At 70.6% G+C, this 18,275-nt stretch carries 19 protein-coding genes; 8 read left to right on the forward strand and 11 right to left on the reverse strand.

All coding sequences use genetic code 11. From position 1 onward, the window contains the following. The 5 genes from JMJ55_RS14990 to radA are packed head-to-tail and all read right to left on the reverse strand — an operon-like array spanning position 1 to position 5,050. On the reverse strand, positions 1-828 hold the full coding sequence (locus JMJ55_RS14990; protein WP_202826358.1) for a 23S rRNA (adenine(2030)-N(6))-methyltransferase RlmJ: 828 nt from the start codon (positions 826-828) through the stop codon (positions 1-3). After that, positions 825-1,502, reverse strand: a complete 678-nt coding sequence (locus JMJ55_RS14995) for an SDR family NAD(P)-dependent oxidoreductase (protein ID WP_202826359.1) — start codon at positions 1,500-1,502, stop codon at positions 825-827. Before JMJ55_RS14995 ends, JMJ55_RS14990 begins: the two co-directional genes overlap by 4 nt. After that, entirely contained in the window at positions 1,502-2,983 is a 1,482-nt protein-coding gene (gene purF / locus JMJ55_RS15000) for an amidophosphoribosyltransferase (RefSeq protein ID WP_236033719.1), read from the reverse strand. The genes JMJ55_RS14995 and purF overlap by 1 nt, the downstream gene beginning before the upstream one ends. A 10-nt stretch (positions 2,984-2,993) precedes the next feature. Continuing rightward, complete coding sequence (locus JMJ55_RS15005; protein WP_202826361.1) at positions 2,994-3,554, reverse strand: CvpA family protein; 561 nt, start codon at positions 3,552-3,554, stop codon at positions 2,994-2,996. Positions 3,555-3,613: 59 nt separating this feature from the next. Next, complete coding sequence (radA, locus tag JMJ55_RS15010; protein ID WP_202826362.1) at positions 3,614-5,050, reverse strand: DNA repair protein RadA; 1,437 nt, start codon at positions 5,048-5,050, stop codon at positions 3,614-3,616. Between the two features lie 94 nt (positions 5,051-5,144). Between radA and JMJ55_RS15015 the strand changes: the two genes are divergently transcribed. Continuing rightward, positions 5,145-5,714, forward strand: coding sequence for a tyrosine phosphatase family protein (locus tag JMJ55_RS15015; RefSeq protein ID WP_202826363.1), 570 nt, complete (start codon positions 5,145-5,147; stop codon positions 5,712-5,714). Here the strand turns inward: JMJ55_RS15015 and JMJ55_RS15020 are convergent. From JMJ55_RS15020 to JMJ55_RS15030, 3 genes are read right to left on the reverse strand one after another with little or no spacing between them, the layout of a single operon-like run. Beyond that, on the reverse strand, positions 5,711-7,282 hold the full coding sequence (locus tag JMJ55_RS15020) for an ABC transporter substrate-binding protein (RefSeq protein WP_456237076.1): 1,572 nt from the start codon (positions 7,280-7,282) through the stop codon (positions 5,711-5,713). The two genes, JMJ55_RS15015 and JMJ55_RS15020, sit on opposite strands and share 4 nt — an antisense overlap. Before the next feature lie 11 nt (positions 7,283-7,293). Continuing rightward, positions 7,294-8,127, reverse strand: coding sequence for a creatininase family protein (locus JMJ55_RS15025; protein WP_202826365.1), 834 nt, complete (start codon positions 8,125-8,127; stop codon positions 7,294-7,296). Further along, positions 8,124-8,888: an FCD domain-containing protein gene (locus JMJ55_RS15030; RefSeq protein ID WP_202826366.1), complete on the reverse strand. Its 765-nt coding sequence runs from the start codon at positions 8,886-8,888 to the stop codon at positions 8,124-8,126. The genes JMJ55_RS15025 and JMJ55_RS15030 overlap by 4 nt, the downstream gene beginning before the upstream one ends. A 67-nt stretch (positions 8,889-8,955) precedes the next feature. On the opposite strand from JMJ55_RS15030, the gene JMJ55_RS15035 reads away from it, so the two are divergent. The 6 genes from JMJ55_RS15035 to JMJ55_RS15060 all read left to right on the forward strand — a co-directional run bounded on the left by JMJ55_RS15035 (position 8,956) and on the right by JMJ55_RS15060 (position 13,518). Beyond that, on the forward strand, positions 8,956-9,855 hold the full coding sequence (locus JMJ55_RS15035) for an N-acyl homoserine lactonase family protein (protein WP_202826367.1): 900 nt from the start codon (positions 8,956-8,958) through the stop codon (positions 9,853-9,855). Beyond that, positions 9,852-11,051 (forward strand): ABC transporter substrate-binding protein, encoded by a 1,200-nt coding sequence (locus JMJ55_RS15040; RefSeq protein WP_236033720.1) that lies wholly within the window; start codon positions 9,852-9,854, stop codon positions 11,049-11,051. The genes JMJ55_RS15035 and JMJ55_RS15040 overlap by 4 nt, the downstream gene beginning before the upstream one ends. Positions 11,052-11,064: 13 nt before the next feature. Next, complete coding sequence (locus JMJ55_RS15045; protein ID WP_202826368.1) at positions 11,065-11,913, forward strand: DODA-type extradiol aromatic ring-opening family dioxygenase; 849 nt, start codon at positions 11,065-11,067, stop codon at positions 11,911-11,913. Further along, positions 11,913-12,236 (forward strand): hypothetical protein, encoded by a 324-nt coding sequence (locus JMJ55_RS15050; RefSeq protein ID WP_202826369.1) that lies wholly within the window; start codon positions 11,913-11,915, stop codon positions 12,234-12,236. Before JMJ55_RS15045 ends, JMJ55_RS15050 begins: the two co-directional genes overlap by 1 nt. A gap of 10 nt (positions 12,237-12,246) precedes the next feature. Further along, the gene (locus JMJ55_RS15055) at positions 12,247-13,200 is read left to right on the forward strand and encodes an amidohydrolase family protein (protein WP_202826370.1); all 954 of its coding nucleotides are present in this window, start codon (positions 12,247-12,249) and stop codon (positions 13,198-13,200) included. Positions 13,201-13,305: 105 nt separating this feature from the next. Next, complete coding sequence (locus JMJ55_RS15060) at positions 13,306-13,518, forward strand: hypothetical protein (RefSeq protein ID WP_202826371.1); 213 nt, start codon at positions 13,306-13,308, stop codon at positions 13,516-13,518. A 6-nt stretch (positions 13,519-13,524) separates the two neighbouring features. Here the strand turns inward: JMJ55_RS15060 and JMJ55_RS15065 are convergent, their stop codons facing one another. After that, positions 13,525-14,610 carry a Zn-dependent alcohol dehydrogenase gene (locus tag JMJ55_RS15065; RefSeq protein ID WP_202826372.1) on the reverse strand — a complete coding sequence of 362 codons (1,086 nt, stop codon included), beginning with the start codon at positions 14,608-14,610 and terminating at the stop codon, positions 13,525-13,527. Positions 14,611-14,685: 75 nt separating this feature from the next. On the opposite strand from JMJ55_RS15065, the gene JMJ55_RS15070 reads away from it, so the two are divergent. After that, positions 14,686-15,474, forward strand: a complete 789-nt coding sequence (locus JMJ55_RS15070) for an enoyl-CoA hydratase (protein WP_202826373.1) — start codon at positions 14,686-14,688, stop codon at positions 15,472-15,474. Between the two features lie 33 nt (positions 15,475-15,507). On the opposite strand, the gene serA is transcribed toward JMJ55_RS15070, so the two are convergent. Together serA and JMJ55_RS15080 are read right to left on the reverse strand one after the other, a co-directional pair. Further along, positions 15,508-17,094: a phosphoglycerate dehydrogenase gene (gene serA / locus JMJ55_RS15075; protein WP_202826374.1), complete on the reverse strand. Its 1,587-nt coding sequence runs from the start codon at positions 17,092-17,094 to the stop codon at positions 15,508-15,510. After that, positions 17,094-18,272 carry a phosphoserine transaminase gene (locus JMJ55_RS15080; RefSeq protein WP_202826375.1) on the reverse strand — a complete coding sequence of 393 codons (1,179 nt, stop codon included), beginning with the start codon at positions 18,270-18,272 and terminating at the stop codon, positions 17,094-17,096. The genes serA and JMJ55_RS15080 overlap by 1 nt, the downstream gene beginning before the upstream one ends. Between the last annotated feature and the right edge of the window lie 3 nt (positions 18,273-18,275).

An 18,275-nucleotide genomic window follows, 5' to 3' on the forward strand; every position in this document is an offset into this window, starting at 1 on the left:
CTATTCCGCCGTGATGCGGGTGACGGCCCAGCCCTCGCCGGCCTCGCGGCTGCCGAGCCGGTCGAGCAGCGCCGGGAGGATGGCACCCGCCTCCTCCTCGAAATGCCAGGGCGGGTTGGCGATGAGGAGACCGCAGCCATTCAGCCGCTGCGGATCGGTCGGCTCGCGCAGCCAGAGCTCGGCGGCGATGAGGTCGCGGACGCCGCTCTCCTGCAAGGCGGTGTGGAAGGCGCGGACCGGGGCACGGTGCTTGATCGGATACCAATGCGCCTGGATGGCGGCACGGAAGCGATGCGCGACGAGGGCGATGCCGGCGGCCATGCGCTCGAACTCGCCCTCCTGCTCGAAGGGCGGATCGACCAGGACCAGGCCGCGGCGCTCCGGGAAGGGGGTCAGGCCGCGCAACGCCTCCCAGCCATCGCGCAGATGGACCGCCACCTGCAGGTCGCCGCGAAAGCGGGCGCGGAGGGCCGCATGGTCCTCCGGATGGAGCTCGCAGGCCAGCAGCCGATCCTCCGGCCGCAGCAAGGCGCGGATCAGGGCCGGCGAGCCGGGATACTGCGCCGGGGCGCCGGCGGCACGGACCAGGGCGAGGTAGTCGGCCAGCGGGCCGGTCTCGAGATCGAGCAGGCGGAGGATGCCGCGCTCTGCCTCGCCGGTGCGGACGGCCTCGGGGGCGGCGAGGCTATAGGCGCCGATTCCGGCATGGGTATCGAGCACGCGGAAGGGCTTGGGCTTGGCTGCCAGGGCGCGCAGCAGCGCGACCAGCAGGGCGTGCTTCATGCAATCGGCAAAATTGCCGGCGTGGAAGGCGTGGCGGTAGTTCACGCCGGCAGGCAGAGCGCCGCGATCTCCGGCGCCACCTCGGCAGGCTGACGCAGCGAGGCTGGCTCCTCGCCCGGCATCGCCGTGGCGCGGAGCTGCGTCGCAACCGGGCCAGGATCGAACAGCCGCACCCGGAGCGGTGTGCTCTCGACCTCGGCCGCCCAGGCGCGGGCCAGATGCGCCTGCCCCGCCTTGCCGAAGCCATAGAGTCCCCAATAGGCGCGTGGCTCCTCCACCACGGAATCGGTCAGGATCACCGCCCGCCCGGCCGGCGCGGCGCGCAACGGCGGATCACAGGTGCGGATCAGGCGCCAGCAGGCGGTGAGGTTGACGGCGACACTCTGCTGCCAGTCGGCGGGCATGATATGGGCGACGGGCGTCAGCTTCGCCAGCAGCCCGGCGGCATGCACCAGGATGTCCAGCCGGCCGAAGCGATGGACGATGGAGGGGCCGAGCATGTCGATCTTCTCGGCATCCTTGGCGAGGTCGAGCGGGAAGAGCGTCGCCTGCCCGCCCTCGGCGCGGATGCTGTCGTCCAACTCCTCCAGCGCGCCCTGGGTGCGGGCGGTCAGCACGCAATGGGCGCCCATCCGGGCGAGTTCCAGCGCCACCGCCGCGCCGATGCCGCGGGACGCGCCGGTGACCAGCGCGACCGAACCCTCCAGCGGCCTGAACATCAGCCGACCTGCAGCAGGGAGAGCTGGCGGTCGCTGTTCGCCTGGGCGTCGCTCAGCGGGATCGCGTAGTCGCCGGTGAAGCAGGCGTCGCAATAGCTCGGGTTGGCGGCATCGCGGCCCGACTTGCCGAGCGCCCGGTAGAGCCCGTCGAGCGAGATATAGGCGAGGCTGTCGACGCCGATGATCTTCGCCATCTGCTCGAGGTCATGCGTCGCGGCCAGCAGCTTGCCGCGCTCCGGCGTGTCGATGCCGTAATAGCAGCTATGGGTCGTCGGCGGGGAGGAGATGCGCATATGCACCTCGCTCGCGCCGGCGGCGCGGACCATCTCGACGATTTTCTTGCTGGTGGTGCCGCGGACGATGCTGTCATCGACCAGGATGACACGCTTGCCCTCCAGCATCGGCCGGTTGGCGCTGTGCTTCAGCTTCACGCCGAGATGGCGGATCTGGTCGGTCGGCTCGATGAAGGTGCGGCCGACATAGTGGTTGCGGATGATGCCGAGCTCGAAGGGGATGCCGCTCTCGATCGCATAGCCCATGGCCGCCGGCACGCCGCTGTCGGGCACCGGGACCACCACATCCGCCGCCACGCCGCTCTCCCGCGCCAGCTCGGCGCCGATGCGCTTGCGGGTCTCGTAGACCGGCGTGCCCTCGACCACCGAATCCGGCCGGGCGAAGTAGATGTATTCGAAGATGCAGAAGCGGTCCTGCTGCTTGCCGAAGGGCTTGATGCTGTGCACGCCCTTGTCGTCGATGATGATGATCTCGCCGGCATCGATGTCGCGGACGAATTCCGCGCCGACGATGTCGAGGGCGCAGGTCTCGCTGCACAGCACCCAGGAGGTCGGCACGCCATCGGTGCCGCCCATGCGGCCGAGCACCAGCGGGCGGACCCCAAAGACGTCCCGCGCGCCGATCAGCGCACCGTCATGCAGCGCGACCAGGCTGTAGGCGCCCTGGACCTGGCGCAGCGCATCGATCAGCCGGTCCACCACGGTGGAATAGAGGCTGATGGCGATGAGGTGGATGAAGACCTCGCTGTCCGTCGTGCTCTGGAACAGGCAGCCGCGGTTCACCAGGCTCCGGCGCAGCGCCATGGCATTGGTGAGGTTGCCGTTATGCGCGACGGCGAAGCCGCCAAAGGCGAAATCGGCATAGAGCGGCTGGACGTTGCGCAACGCCGTCTCGCCGGTGGTGGCGTAGCGGTTGTGGCCGAGCGCAGCGCGGCCGCGGAGGGATGCCATGATCTTGGCATCCGAGAAGGTGTCGCCGACCAGGCCGCGCCCGCGATGGGCATGGAAGATGCCGCCATCATCCAGGCTGACGATGCCCGCGGCCTCCTGGCCCCGGTGCTGCAAGGCATGCAGGCCGAGCGCGGTGAGGGCCGCCGCGTCGTTGGTGTTCCAGATACCGAAGACGCCGCATTCCTCGTGGAATTTGTCGTCATCCTCGGCGGCGGGCCGCATGGACGGGTCGGTCATCGATGGGTCCTCAGGTCCTGTTGCGGGCAGGCGGCCGCTCGAAATCATCCTGCGTCGGCCCCGGGCGGGCGGGCGGGGCGGCCACGCGGGGGCGATACTCGGTCGGCAATTGGGCCACCAGCCATTGCGCGCCTTCGATCACCAGGGGCAGCGACCGGGCATCGCGCACGGGTTCCGGCCAACGTTCCGTTGCGGGCAGGACCATGCCGCCCAGGATATAGGCAAGGACAACCAGAAACGCACCCCGGGCGAGGCCGAAAACCAGCCCCAGCGCCCGGTCGGTGCCGCCGAGGACGGAATTCTGCACCAGCCGCGCGATGGTGCCGATGATCAGCTTCAGCACGATGAGGACGACCACGAAGACGCCGCCGGCGGCCAGGGCATCGGCCAGCCAGGGCGGTTCCACCGTGCCATGCAGCAGGGGTGCGACCGCCGGGCGCAGCATCAGGGCCAGGGCGGCGGCGCCGATCCAGGCCCCCACCCCCAGCACCTCCTGCACCAGTCCGCGCAGGAAAGCGAGCAGCGCCGAGAGGGCGAGCACCGCCAGGACCACAGCATCGACCCAGGTCATCGTGGCGGGGGGTATAGCGGCGGGGTCGGGGGGTGTCCACGCACCGTCACGGGACAGCCTTATTCCGCTGTGGCTGTTGCCTTAGCGCCTGTCTTCGCCGCCTCCTTCCGCACCGTCCGGCCGGCGAAGGGGGCGACGAGATCCGCCAGATGCCCGATCTCCGTGAGGCGCAGCCCTTCCAGCGCGCTCGGGGTGCGGCCGCCGCGGGCGACTCGGCGGGGGAGGACCGAGGCGGCGAAGCCGAGCTTCTGCGCCTCCCGCAGCCGGGCCTCGGCCTGGGAGACCTGCCGCACCTCGCCGGAGAGACCGACCTCCCCGAAATAGACCGTCTCCGGGTCGGTCGGCCGGTCGGTCGCGGCGGAGACCAGGGCGGCAGCGACGGCGAGATCGGCGGCCGGTTCGGCGATGCGCAGGCCCCCGGCGATGTTCAGATAGACGTCGTTCATGCCGAGGGTGAGGCCGCAGCGCGCCTCCAGCACCGCCATCAGCATCGCCAGCCGCCCGGAATCCCAGCCCACCACCTGGCGCCGCGGGCTGCCGCCAGCCGAGGGGGCGAGCAGCGCCTGCACCTCGACCAGCACCGGCCGCGTCCCCTCGATCCCGGCGAAGACCGCCGAGCCGGAGACATTGCCCCGCCGCTCGGCGAGGAACAGGGCGGAGGGGTTCGGCACCTCGACCAGGCCGCGCTCGGTCATCTCGAAGACGCCGATCTCGTCGGTCGCGCCGAAGCGGTTCTTCACCGCCCGCAGGATGCGGAATTGGTGGCCGCGATCGCCTTCGAAATAGAGCGTGGCATCAACCATGTGCTCCAGCACCCGGGGGCCGGCCAGCGTCCCTTCCTTGGTCACATGCCCGACCAGGACCAGAGCGAAGCCCCGGGTCTTGGCGAGGCGGATCAGCTCGGCGGCGCAGGCGCGGACCTGGGCGACGGTGCCGGGGGCGGAATCCAGCGCATCGAGCCAGAGGGTCTGGATCGAGTCGATGACGACCAGCGCCGCTTCCTGCTCCTGCTCCAGGCTGGCGACGATGTCGCGCAGCGCAGTCGCGGCGGCGAGCGCCAGCGGCGCCTTCTCGAGCCCGAGGCGCAGCGCGCGCAGGCGGACCTGCTCGACCGCCTCCTCACCGCTCACATAGAGCGCGCGGTGGCCGGAGGCGGCGATGCGGGCGGCGGCCTGGAGGAGGATGGTCGATTTGCCGATGCCTGGATCACCGCCCACCAGCACGGCGGAGGCCGGAACGATGCCGCCGCCCAGCACCCGGTCGAGCTCCGGCAGGCCGGTCGGGATGCGCGGCGGCGGGGCGGAGGAGCCTTGGAGGCCGACGAATTCCACCCGCCGCCCGCCGGCCACCTTCGCGGCCGGGCCAGGGCCACGAGTCGCGGCGGGCGCTTCCTCCTGCAAGGTGTTCCACTCGCCGCAGGCATCGCAGCGGCCCGCCCATTTCGGATAGACGGCGCCGCAGGACTGGCAAACGTAACGGGCGCGGTCCTTGGCCAAGCAAACCCCCAATCGGCACGAAACAGGAACATGGGCTGGACCGCGCCCCGGCGCAAGCCTGGACCGCGGCCCGGGCCCGGCGCAGGCTGCGGGCATGACCAGCATCGCCCCCTTCCCCATCACCGTCTGCGGCATCGAGGAGCTGGGCGGCCATTGCGCCACCGGCGTCAGCCATGTGCTCTCGATCCTCGATCCCGGGCATCCCGAGCCCGAGGCCTTCGGCAGCTATGGCGAGCATGCCCGGCTGGAGCTGCGCTTCCACGACATCATCGAGCCCGAGGCGGAGCGGCTGGCGCCCGGGCCCGAGCATGCCGCCGCCATCCTGGAATTCGGCCGCGGCCTCACGGCGGAACAAGGCGCCCGGCTGCTGGTGCATTGCCATGTCGGCATCTCCCGCTCCACCGCCGCCATGGCGCTGATCCTGGCCCAGGCCCGGCCGGAGGCGAGCGCGGAGGCGGTGCTGCAGGGCATCCTGGCGATCCGGGAAAAGACCTGGCCCAATCTCCGCCTGCTGGAGCTGGGCGATGCCATGCTCGGCCGTGGCGGGACGCTGCCGCGGGCGGCGGCGGCGATCTATCGCCACCAGCTCGGCATCCGCCCGCATCTGGTCGAGGTGATGCGGAAGGCCGGACGGGGGCGGGAGGTCGATGCGGCGGAAGCCTAGGCCGAGCGCAGCCCCCAGAAGACCGGCAGCCCCTGCACCCGCCCGGTCAGCGACCGCTTGATGGCGGTATTGGCGCGATAGGCGCCGAGGGGCAGGAACAGCACCTCCTCCAGCGCCACCTGCTGCATCTCGGTGGCGATGCGGGCCTCGGCGGCGGCGTCGGGGGCCTGGAACCACTCCTCGCGCAGCGCCTCCAGCCGCTGCGAGCTGGGCCAGCCATTGGCGCCGGCGAGGCCATTGCCGCGCAGCACGAGATGCGCGCCGGGATCGGTGAATTCCAGCCCGGGGAAGAAGGTGCAGTAGGCCGACCAGCCGCCGCGCTCCAGCGGTTCCCGGCTGTTCGTCCGCTGCATCAGCGTGCCCCAGTCCATGGCGGCGAATTCCACCGCCATGCCGAGCCGGCGGAACAGGTCGGCGCCCACCTGGGCCAGCGCCGCCTGGGCCGGGACATCCATTGCCGCCAGCAGCCGCACCGGCTGGCCGGCATAGCCCGCCTCGGCCAGCAGCCGCTTCGCCAGCCCCAGGTCGCGCGGCCCGAGCAGCGCATCGAGCCCGCTGCGGGAGGCGAAGGGCGTGCCGGGCGTATAGACGCCGAAATCGGCGGCGTAGCGGCTGGGCTCCGGCCCCACCAGCGCGGCCATGAACTCCGCCTGGTCGAGCGCCGGCAGCAGGGCCCGGCGGATCCGCACATCCGAGAGCGGCGCGTTCAGGTGGTTGATGCGCATCAGGGCCGGGCGCGGCAGCGGCTCCAGCGGTTCCACGGTGACGCCGCGGGCGCGCGCCAGCAAGGGTTCCAGCTCGGCCGGCGGCGCCTCGAACCAATCCATGGCGCCGGATTGCAGCGCCGCCGCGGCGGTCGCCGAATCCGGGATCACATGCCACTCGACGCGGTCGAGGAAGACCTGCTTCGGCCCGGCGATCAGGCTCGGCGTGCCGGTCTCGACCGGCCGATACCCCTCGAAGCGCTCATAGGCCATGAAGCTGCCGGGGTTGAACTCACCGGGTTTGAAGCGGAAGGGGCCGGAGCCGACCACCTCGCGGAATTGCTGGAAGGGATCGGTCCGCGCCAGCCGCTCCGGCATGATGAAGGGGATCGGCACCGAGGCCTGGCCGAGCCCGCGGATCAGCTGCGGAAAGCGCCGCTTCAGCCGGAAGCGCAGCCGGCGATCGTCGAGCGCGACCAGCTCCTCCGTCACCTCCGCCAGCTTCTGCCCGACCGAGGCGCGGCGCATCCAGCGGCGCAGGCTGGCGACGGCATCCGCGGCGCGCACCGGCTCGCCATCATGGAAGGTCAGCCCCTCCCGCAGGGTGATGGTGCAGATCCGGTCCTCGTCCTCGAACAGGTGGCCGGCGGCCATCTGCGGCTGCGGCCGGTAGTGGTCATCGACGCCGTAGAGCGTGTCGAAGACCATGAAGCCGTGGTTCCGCACCACCGCCGCCGGCGTCCAGATCGGGTCGAGGCTGATGAGGTTGCTGTGCGGGATGAATTTCAGCACCCGCGCCGGCTGGGCACGAACGGCGGGCGCGGCGAGGCTGGCGGCCAGGGCGAGGGCGGTGCGGCGATGCAGCGTCATGGCGCTCAGCCCCCCGCGATCCGGGCCGCGATGGCATCGGCCATCGCCACCGCCTGCGCCTCGAGGCTGCGGCGTCCCAGTTCCGGATCGGCCGCCGCCGGGTCGCCAAGATAGCCATGCGGCGTCTTCCGCCGCGCATGCTCCAGCCCGCGCCGCCATTCCGCCAGATCCTCCGGCCCGAAATTGGTCGGGACGAGGGAGGGCAGCACGGCATCGCGCACCAGCGCCGGATGGGTGGCGAGCATGGCGGAGGTCTCCCATTCGCCGGCATGCACATCGAGGAAGGGACGCGACGGGCCGCTCGGCGCCGGCTCGAAGGGCGTCACCAGCGGGTCATCCGCCGCGAGGCCCAGGCGCCCCACCAGCCGCGTCTCGGCGAGGAAGCTGGCCCGGATCAGCCGGCCGGCGCTGCCGCGGCGCACGCCTTCGTAGATGGTGCGGTTGTGCTCGGCATCGCCATGGCCGGTGACGCAGAACAGATGGCGGAACCCGTCATCGGAGAGGCTGGCGATGACATCCTCCATCAGCGCCGCCATCACCTCCGGCCGCACCCGCGGCGAGGCGGGGAAGGCGCCGGAGACATGGTTCACCCCCCAGTAATAGGCCGGCACGATGACCGCGCCGATGCCGCGCTCGGCCAGCAGTGCGCGGGTGCGGCGCAGCTTGGCGGCGGGCAGGTAGATATCGGTCCCGGTCGGCAGATGCGGCCCATGCTGCTCGATGACGCCGAAGGCCCAGAGCGCGACGGCGCCGGACCGCGCCGCCGCCTCGACCTCGGCATAGGTCATCTCCGCCATGGTGCCGGCGAGGATGGAGGTCCCGGGATCGCGCTCGGTCATGCTCTGTCTCCTGTGCCGATGGAGGTGGGCGATGCCGCCCGGAGCAGGGCGAGCGTCGCCTCCGCCCCCTGCATGATGTGGTCGCCGAGCAGGCCGGTGGCCCGCGCCGCGTCGCGGCCGATGGCCGCCGCCATGATCGCCTCGTGCTGGGCGCGGATCGCCGGGTTGATCGCCGGGTAGCGGACGAAGGCGCGGCGGTAGCGCTCCGACTGGTCGTAGAGGATGTCGCAGAAATGCTGCAGCCAGGGGGAGCCGCAGGCGGCCTCGAGCGCGCGGTGGAAGTCGCGGTTGCGGCGCTCCCACTCATCGGCCGCGTCGTCGGACATGGCCTCCAGCCGCTCCTCGAAGCGGGAGAGGCGGTGGAAGCTGGCGATCACCTCCGCTTCCCAATCCTCGTCGCCGCGCGCGATGGAGAGCGCCAGCGCCTCGGTCGAAAGCCGGCGGCGGAGGCCGGCGATGTCCAGCAGCTCGGCCTCCGAGAGGGGGGAGACGGCGAAGCCGCGCTGGCCTTCGCCATGCACCAGCCCTTCCGTCGCCAGCCGCGACAGCGCCTCGCGGATCGGGCTGCGGCCGAGCCCGTAGCGGACCTCCAGCAGGTCGGGCTGCAACCGCTCCCCGGCGCCCAGCCGGCCGGCGACGATATCGGCGCGGATGCGCAGCAGGGCCTCATCCGCCAGGGTCCGCGGCGGGTTGGACCGCAACAGGCGGCTGGAGGGCCCCCAATCCGGCGGTGCCACGGGTGGGCTCCGCTTGCTGTTCATGCAAAATCGGTCCTTGTATGGACGGAGGGAAGATTTATAAATTTCGTCACCCTGCACAAGCTCATTCGTGCAGGCGATCCTTCGGGAGCGGGCGGGGCGCATGGCCGGGATCGGCGACCACTCCATCTGGAGCTTCTGCTTCGCCAAGGGCGTGCTGCCCTGCGACTTCATCCGCGGCTCGCCAATCGCCAGCAATACCGGCACGCATGAGATCCCGATGATCTATTCGGCGATCCGCCCGGCCGGCACCGATCGCCTCTTCCTGGTCGATACCGGCTTCGCCGGTGGCGATTCCATGACCGGGCGGCGCTTCGCCGATGTGGAGACGCCGGAGGAGGTGCTGGGCAAGGTCGGGCTGGCGCCGGCGCAGGTGGACACCATCCTGCTGACGCATCTGCATTTCGACCATGCCGGTAATATCGACGCCTTCCCAGGGGCCGAAATCATCGTCCAGCGATCGGAATACGAAGGTTGGCAAAGGGCGCTCGCCGAGCTTGAGGACAATGCGGCCGGCAAGCAGTCCTGGGTGCTGTCCTCGCTGAACCTCGACGACATCGCCCGCATGGAACGCGCCGTCGCCGCCGGCCGGGTGCGTTTCGTCGAGGGCGATGTCGAAGTCTTCCCCGGCATCACCCTCCGGCTGGAGCCGGAGAGCCATAGCTTCGGCTCGCAATGGGTGGAGGTGGCGACGCCGGACGGGCCCTTCGTCCTGGCCGGCGACGTGCTCGCCTCCTATGCCAATATCGAACGCATGTGGCCGCCGGGCTACCACCAGGGCAATGGCTGGCGGCTGCTGCAGGGCTATCGCCGGCTGCGGGCGCTGGTGGGGGAGGAGCTGCACCGGATCGTCCCCGGCCATGACATGGAGGTGTTCCGCCGCGTCCCGAGCCGGGTCATCGGCCGCAACCCGGTGGCGGAGCTGCATCTGGCGCGCGGCGACCGGTCCTTCCTGGGGAGCGAGGCATGAGCATGCGGATCACCCGCCGGGCACTGCTCGGCACGGCGCTGGCGGCATCGGCGGCGCGCGCGCAGGCGGCACCGATCAAGATCGGCGATATCAACAGCTATACCGGCCAAGCGGCCTTCACCGTCCCGTACCGCAACGGGCTGCGCCTGGCGCTGGCCGAGATCAATGCCGCGGGCGGCGTGCTCGGCCGGCCGCTGGAGCTGCTGCTGCGCGACGATGGCGGCAAGCCGGAGGATGCGGTGCGCCATGCCGGGGAGCTGACGAGCTCGGAAGGCGTGGTCGCGCTGACCGGCACCTTCGCCTCCAATATCGGCCTCGCCGTCGCCGATTTCGCCAAGCGGAACCGCGTGCCCTTCCTCGCGGCCGAGGCGCTCTCGGATGCGCTGACCTGGCGCCAGGGCAACCGCTACACCTTCCGGGTTCGCAGCAGCACCTATATGCAGGCGGCGATGCTGGCCGAGCAGGCGGCGCGGCTGCCGGCGCGGCGCTGGGCCGTGGTGGCGCCGAACTATGAATTCGGCCTCTCCGCCACCGAGAGCTTCCGCCGGCTGCTCTCGGCCGCCCGCCCCGATGTGGAATGGGTCGCCGAGCAATTCCCGGCGCTCGGCCGGCTGGAGGCGGGGCCGGTGGTGAATGCCCTGCTGGCGGCGCGGCCGGAGGCGATCTTCAACGCCACCTTCGGCGCCGATCTGGTGCGGCTGGTCAGGCAGGGCAACGACGCCGGCCTGTTCGAGGGCCGCAGCGTGGTCAGCGTGATGACCGGCCAGCCGGAATTCCTCGACCCGCTGGGCGACGAGGCGCCGCCCGGCTGGATCGTCACCGGCTATCCCTGGGAACAGATCGCGACGCCGGCGCACCAGGCCTTCGTCGCCGCCTATCGGCGCCTTGCCAATGACACGCCGCGGGCCGGCTCGCTGAGTGGCTATGTCACCCTCCACGCCCTGGCCGCGGCGCTGCGCAAGGCGGGCGGGACGGAGCCCGACCGGATCGTGGCCGCGCTCGAGGATCTGGTGGTGGAGACGCCGCTCGGGCCGATCCGCTTCCGCGCCAGCGACCACCAGTCGACGCTCGGCATGTATGTCGGGCGGCTGGCGGTGCGGGGCGGCCGGGGCGTGATGGTGGATGCCGCCTATGCCGATGGCGCACGCTACCTGCCCCCGGATGACGAGGTGCGGCGGCTGCGGCCGCAGGATTAGGAAAGGAGGGATCATGGCCGAGATCGTCTTCGCCGCCGGCGTGCCGCATGCGCCGGCCACGGTCGGCCTGTTCGAGAAGGCGCCGGACGAGGCGCGCGCCGTGGTCGCCGAGACCTTCGGGGCAGTGGGCCGCGCCCTGCGCGCGGCGCGGCCGGATGTGCTGATCGTCTTCGCCAACGACCACCTGACCAACAGCCGCATCACCGCCTATCCGGACTTCATCATCGGCATGGCCGAACGCCATGCCGGGCCGCATGAGTGGTTCAAGGAATGGATCGGCTGCCGCGACTGGGCGCTGCCCGGCGACCCGGAAGTGGGGCGCAGCCTGTTCCGCGGCCTGACCCGCCGCGGCATCCGCATGAATCTCGAAGCGGGGCCGCTGAAATTCGACGACAACCTCTCGGTCCCGACCGTGCTGACGGATCTCGACCAGGCCGGCATCCGGGTGGTGCCGGTGCTGCAGAATTGCACCGTGCCGCCCTTCCCGGACGGGGCGCGCTGCCTGGAGGTCGGCCGCGCCGTCGCCGCCGTGATCCGGGAGGATCTGCCGCCCGGGCTGCGGGTCGGCCTGCTCGGCTCCGGCGGCCTCAGCCATGAACCGGGCGGGGCGCGCTACTACAAGATCGACGAGGAATTCGACCGGCTCTTCCTCGAGCGCGCCAGCCAGCCCGACCATGCGGCGCTGCTGCGCGACATCACCATCCCGCGGATGGAGGAGGCGGGCATCGGCGGCACGGCCGAGGTGCTGTCCTGGTTCATCGTGCTCGGCGCCATCGGCGAGCGGCGCGGCGAGAGCTTCGGCTATACCGGCTGGCCGAGCTTCCGCTGCGGCATCGGCGGCGTGGTATGGGAGGTGGGGTGATGGCCTGGGACCGCTACGATCCGAGCCTCGCGGCGCATGACCTGGTGCAGGACCTGAAATGGGACCCGGCGCTGCGCGCCCAGTTCAAGCAGAACGAGGCCTCGGTGCTCGACCGCTACCCGCATATGCGGCCCGAGGAGCGGCAGGCGATCGAGCGGCGGGACTTCCGCGCCCTCTATGACCTTGGCATGCATCCCTATCTCGGCGGCCAGCTTTCCCGCTTCATCTGGGGCAATGATGCCGGTCGGGGTGCGATCGAGGCCTCCAACCGGCTGGTCGCCTCCCTCCAGGGGCATGCCGGCGGCATCCCCGACAAGCCCTGAGGAGGCCGCGATGGCGCCGCACCGGATCGATATCCAGCACCATATCCTGCCGCCCGACTATGTGCGGATCGCCGGCGCCGAGCGCATCGGCCCGCTGATGGTCTCCGGCCGGGTGCCGGAGTGGAGCCCGGAACTCTCCCTTGAAGCCATGGAGCGGAACGGCATCGCCACCGCGGTCGTCTCCATCTCCGCCCCCGGCGTCTGGTTCGGCGATGCCGGCCAGGCGCGGGAGCTGGCGCGAGCCTGCAACGAGTATGCCGCCGGTCTCCGCCGCCGCTTCCCCGGCCGCTTCGGCTTCTTCGCCATCCTGCCCCTGCCGGATGTGGCGGGGAGCCTGGACGAGATTGCCCATTCGCTCGATGTACTGGGGGCGGACGGGCTCTGCCTGATGACCAATTATGACGGGCGCTATCCCGGCGAGGCGGAATTCGCCCCGGTCTTCGCGGAGGTCGACCGCCGCGGGGCGCTGGCTTTCTTCCACCCCTGCGTCGGGCCCGGCCCTCTGGTGCCGCCCGGCATCCCGGCGGCGACGCTGGAATTCCCCTTCGACACCACCCGCGCCGTCGCCAGCCTGCTCTTCTCCGGCGTGCTGGCGCGGCACCGGCGGATGCGCTGCGTCTTCTCCCATGCCGGTGGCACCGTGCCCTTCCTGGCCCAGCGCATGGCCCGGCTGGAACGCCGGCCGGAATTCCGTGCCCAGGTGCCGGAGGGGGCGATGGCGGAGCTGCGCCGGCTCTATGTGGATGTCGCGCTCTCGGCCAATCCGCTGGCCTTCGGCCCGCTGCTGCAGGTGATCCCGCCCGAGCAGATCCTCTTCGCCAGCGACTACCCCTTTGCGCCGGAGGATACGATGACGGCGACGGTGAAGGGGCTCGGCACCCTCGGCCTGGCGCCGGAGGTGCTGCAGGCGATCGAATACGGCAATGCCCAGCGGTTGATGCCAGGGCTAACGACTCCGGCCTGAACCGGAACAATCACGGCAGAGTGATCGCCCCGCCTCCGTCCGGTCTCGCGGAATCGTCAGCGGCGGTTCATTCTCTCGGCAGTACGGTTCAGGACAGGGTGACGCATGACCTTCAACGAGGTTCAGTCGATGGCGATGCGGTCGCGGCCGACGACGGCCGGGGCCTTGCTGCGCATGGCCCGGCTGACCGAGGCCGAACGGGTCGATCTCGGCCTCTTCATCGCGCCGCGCCGGCTGCTGACCAGCCGGCGGATGCTGCGGGCCAGCCTGTTCCTGCCCGCCCTGGCGCCGGACCCCGGCGCCAGCAACGACAACTGAGGCGCTTCAGGAAAAGGCGATGAGCTGACGCACCGCTTCCCCGGATTTCAGCCGGGCGAAGCCGGTATTGATTTCGTCCAGCTTCAGCGTGCCGGTGATCAGGTGATCCAGGTGCAGCCGGCCCTGCTGCCAGAGCTTCAGCAGCCGCGGCATGTCCACCCGGAAATGGTTGGAGCCCATCGAGGAGCCCTGAATCTTCCGCTCGCGCAGGAAGTCGAAGCCGTGCAGCTCGATCTTCACGCCGAAGGGCACCATGCCGATGATGGTCGCCGTGCCGCCGGGGCGGAGCATGGCGAAGCTCTGCTCGGCGGTTGCCTTTAGGCCCAGCGCCTCGAAGCTGTAATGCACGCCGCCACCGGTCAGCTCCCGCACCTGCTGCACCGGGTCGTCATTGCCGACCAGGATGGTGTCCGTCGCGCCCATGATGCGCGCCAGGTCGAGCTTCGACTGCAGCCGGTCGATGGCGACGATGCGCGAGGCACCGGCCAGCGCCGCACCGTTCACCGCCGACAGCCCCACGCCGCCGCAGCCGATGACGGCGACCGTCGAGCCCGCTTCGATCTTCGCCGTGTTGAAAACCGCGCCGACGCCGGTGATGACGCCGCAGCCGACCAGCGTCGCTCGGTCGAGCGGGATGTCCGGGTCGATCTTCACGAGCGCATTCTCGTGGACGACCATCTGCTCGGCGAAGGCGCTGAGGTTGAGGAACTGGTTCATCACCTCGCCGCCCTTCCAGGACAGGCGGCGGGACTGGCCGGGGACCATCTTCACCTCAGTATTCTCGCAGAGCACCGTATGGCCAGTGGTGCATTGCGAGCAGGCGCCGCAGAAGACCGAGAGGCAGCCGATGACGTGGTCGCCGGGCTTCAGGTAGGTGACGTCGGAGCCGACGGCCTCCACCACGCCGGCGACTTCGTGGCCGGGGACGGTCGGCAGGGGGTGGGGGTAGAGGCCCTCCATGAAATGCAGGTCGGAGTGGCAGAGCCCGGCATAGGCGGTGCGGACCAGCACCTCGCGCGCCTTGGGCTTCTGCAGCGTGACCTCCTCGATGGTGAGCGGCTGGTTCACCTCGTGCAGGACGGCGGCCTTCATGGCGGGTTCCTCCCCTCTTGGACCCCTCGACGATACCACTTAGGCTTCATCATACCAGAGCGGGAGGAACGCCGGATGGAGCTGTTGCAGGAGCGCGCCGAGGGCGTGCTGTGGCTCACCATGAACCGGCCGGAGGTGCTGAACGCCCTCGGCGGCAACATGATGTGGGACCTCCTCACCGCGCTGACCGAGGCGGCGACGGACCCCGAGATCGGCTGCGTGGTGCTGACCGGGGCGGGGCGCGGCTTCTCGGCGGGCGGCGACATGAAGGCGCGGGCGACGGGGGCGAAGCCGCCGCCGGCGACGCCCGAGGCCGGGGCGGATGAGCTGCGGAGCCGGATGGAGTGCTCGCGGCTGCTGCATGAGATGCCGAAGCCCACCATCGCCATGGTCAACGGCGTCGCTGCGGGCGCGGGGATGTCGCTGGCGCTGGCTTGCGACATGCGCGTCGCCGGGACGAGCGCGCGGATGACGACCGCCTTCGCCAATATGGGCTTCTCCGGCGATTTCGGCGGGCACTATTTCCTGGCCAAGCTGGTCGGGCCGGCCAAGGCGCGAGAGCTGTATTTCACCAGCGCCAAGCTGGATTCCACGCAGATGGAGCGGCTGGGCCTGGTGAACCGGCTGGTCCCGGACGAGCAGCTTCGGGCCGAGACCGAGGCGCTGGCGCGGCAGCTCGGCCAGGGGCCGCGCGTCGCCTGGCGCTACATGAAGCGCAACATGAAGGTGGCCGAGGAAGGCACGCTCGCCGAGGCGCTGGATGCCGAGGCGATCGGCATGATGCGGACCCGCGAGACCGCGGACCACCAGGAAGCGCTCAGGGCCTTCATGGAGAAGCGCCCGCCGCGATTCCAGGGGAAGTAAGGCGGAAGAGGGGGCGGAGCCCCCTCCCCTGTCTCAGAAGCGCAGCGGGCTGGCCTGCACGACGAGGGGCAGGCCGCGCACCTCGGCCAGCACCGGCTCCGGGATCGGCCCGTCCAGCGAGACGAGGCAGATGGCATCGCCGCCCTGGGCCGCGCGGCCCAGGTGGAAGGTGGCGATGTTGATGCCGGCATTGGCCAGCGCCATGCCGAAGCGGCCGATGAAGCCGGGCTTGTCCTGGTTGGTAACGTAGAGCATGTCGGGCGCGAAATCCGCCTCGACCGGGATGCCCTTGATCTCGACCAGGCGCGGCTTCGCATCGCCGACCAGTGTGCCGGCGACGCTGCGGGTGCGGCCTTCCGTCACCACCGTGACGCGGAGCAGTGTGGCGTAGTCGCCGCGGCGCTCATGGACGGTCTCGGCGACCTCGATGCCGCGCTCCTTCGCCACCACCGGCGCGTTCACCATGTTGACCGCGCCCATCAGCGGGGTCAGCACGCCGGCCAGCGCCGCCGCCGTCAGGGGTCGGCGGTTGAGCTCGGCGACATGGCCCTCATACTCGACGCGGATGGAGCGAATGGCATCATCCTGTGCCGCCGTCAGCTGCCCGCCCATGGCGCCGAGCAGTCGCGCCAGTTCCATATAGGGCTTGAGGCGGGGGGCTTCCTCCGCCGTCACGCTCGGCATGTTGATGGCGTTGGAGACGGCGCCGGTCAGCAGGTAGTCGGCCATCTGGTCTGCGACCTGCAGGGCGACATTCTCCTGCGCCTCGGCGGTGGCGGCGCCGAGATGCGGGGTGCAAACGACGTTCTCGAGGGCGAAGAGCGGGCTTTCGGTCGCCGGCTCCGTCTCGAAGACATCGAGGGCGGCGCCGGCGACATGGCCGGATTTCAACGCGTCGTAGAGCGCCTGTTCATCCACCAGCCCGCCGCGGGCGCAGTTGATGATGCGGACTCCCTTCTTGAGCTTCGCGATATTCTGGCGGCTGAGGATGTTGCGCGTCTGCTCGGTCAGTGGCGTGTGCAGCGTGACAATGTCGGCGCGTTCCAGCAGCTCGTTCAGCTCGACCTTCTCGACGCCCAGCTCGACGGCCCGCTTCTCGGAGAGGAAGGGGTCGAAGGCGACGACCTTCATCTTCAGCCCGACGGCGCGGTCGGCGACGATGGAGCCGATATTGCCGCAGCCGATCAGGCCGAGCGTCTTGCCGAACAGCTCGACGCCCATGAAGCGGTTCTTCTCCCACTTGCCCGCCTTGGTGGAGGTGCTGGCCTCCGGAATCTGCCGGGCAAGGGCGAACATCATCGCAATCGCATGCTCGGCGGTGGTGATGGCATTGCCATAGGGCGTGTTCATCACCACGACGCCGCGGGCGGTGGCGCTGGTGACGTCGACATTGTCGACGCCGATGCCGGCGCGGCCGACCACTTTCAGGTTTGGCGCCGCATCGAGCAGCTCCCGCGTCACCTTGGTTGCGCTGCGGACGGCGAGGCCGTCATAGGGCGCGATGATGGCGCGGAGTTCGGCGGGCGAGAGGCCGGGGCGGAACTCCACTTCGATCCCGCGCCGGCGGAAGATCTCGACCGAGGCAGGCGAGAGTTTGTCGGAGATGAGGACCTTGGGCATCAGGCGGCCGCCTTCTGCTGATCGGCCTCGACCTGCGCAAAGGCCCAGTCGAGCCAGGGCAGCAACGCCTCGATATCCGCGGTCTCGACCGTGGCGCCGCCCCAGATGCGCAGCCCCGGGGGGGCATCGCGATAGGCGCCGGCATCGAGGGCGACGCCCTCCTTCTCCAGCAGCGTCGCCAGCCGCTTCGCCGCCGCGGTCTGCGCCTCGGCGCCGAGCGCGGTGAACCAGGGCGCCACGATCTTCAGGCAGATGGAGGTGCAGGAGCGCGTCGCCGGCTCCTCCGCCAGGAAATCCGCCCAAGGGGTGCGCGCGACCCAGCCGGCGATGGCGGCGAGATTGGCCTCGGACCGGGCGACCAGCGCCGGCAGGCCACCGATGGATTCAGCCCAGCGCAGGCCGTCCAGCGCGTCCTCGACCGCGAGCATGGAGGGCGTGTTGATGGTCTCGCCCTTGAAGATGCCCTCGTTCAGCTTGCCGTCCTTGGTCATGCGGAAAATCTTCGGCATGGGCCAGGCGGGCTTGTAGGATTCGAGGCGTTCGACGGCGCGGGGGCTCAGCGCCAGCATGCCATGCGCGGCCTCGCCGCCCAGGACCTTCTGCCAGGACCAGGTGACGACATCGAGCTTGTCCCAGGGCAGATCCATGGCGAAGGCGGCGCTGGTGGCGTCGCAGATCGTCAGCCCCTCTCGCTCCGCCGGAATCCAGGCGCCATCGGCCAGCCGCACGCCGCTGGTGGTGCCGTTCCAGACGAAGACGACATCACGGGCGAAATCCACCTGCCCCAGCTCGGGCAGCTTTCCATAGGGCGCGGCGATGACACGGGCATCCGGCAGCTTGAGCTGCTTCACGACATCGGTGCCCCAATCCTTGGAGAAGCTCTCCCAGGCCAGCACATCGACGCCGCGGGCGCCGAGCAGCGACCAGAGCGCCATCTCGACCGCGCCGGTATCGGAGGCGGGGACGATGCCGAGGCGCCAGCCCTCCGGCATGCCGAGGATGGCCTTGCTGCGGGTAATCACCTCGGCGAGGCGAGCCTTCGGCCCGGCCGCACGGTGGCTGCGGCCGAGGAAGGCGCCCGACAGCGCTTCCAGCGTCCAGCCGGGACGCTTGGCGCAGGGACCGGAGGAAAAACAGGGATTGGCCGGCCGTGTGGCCGGTGGGGTGGCGATCGCCATGAT

It is taken from the genome of Belnapia mucosa, assembly GCF_016775475.1.
GTDB lineage: Bacteria > Pseudomonadota > Alphaproteobacteria > Acetobacterales > Acetobacteraceae > Belnapia > Belnapia mucosa.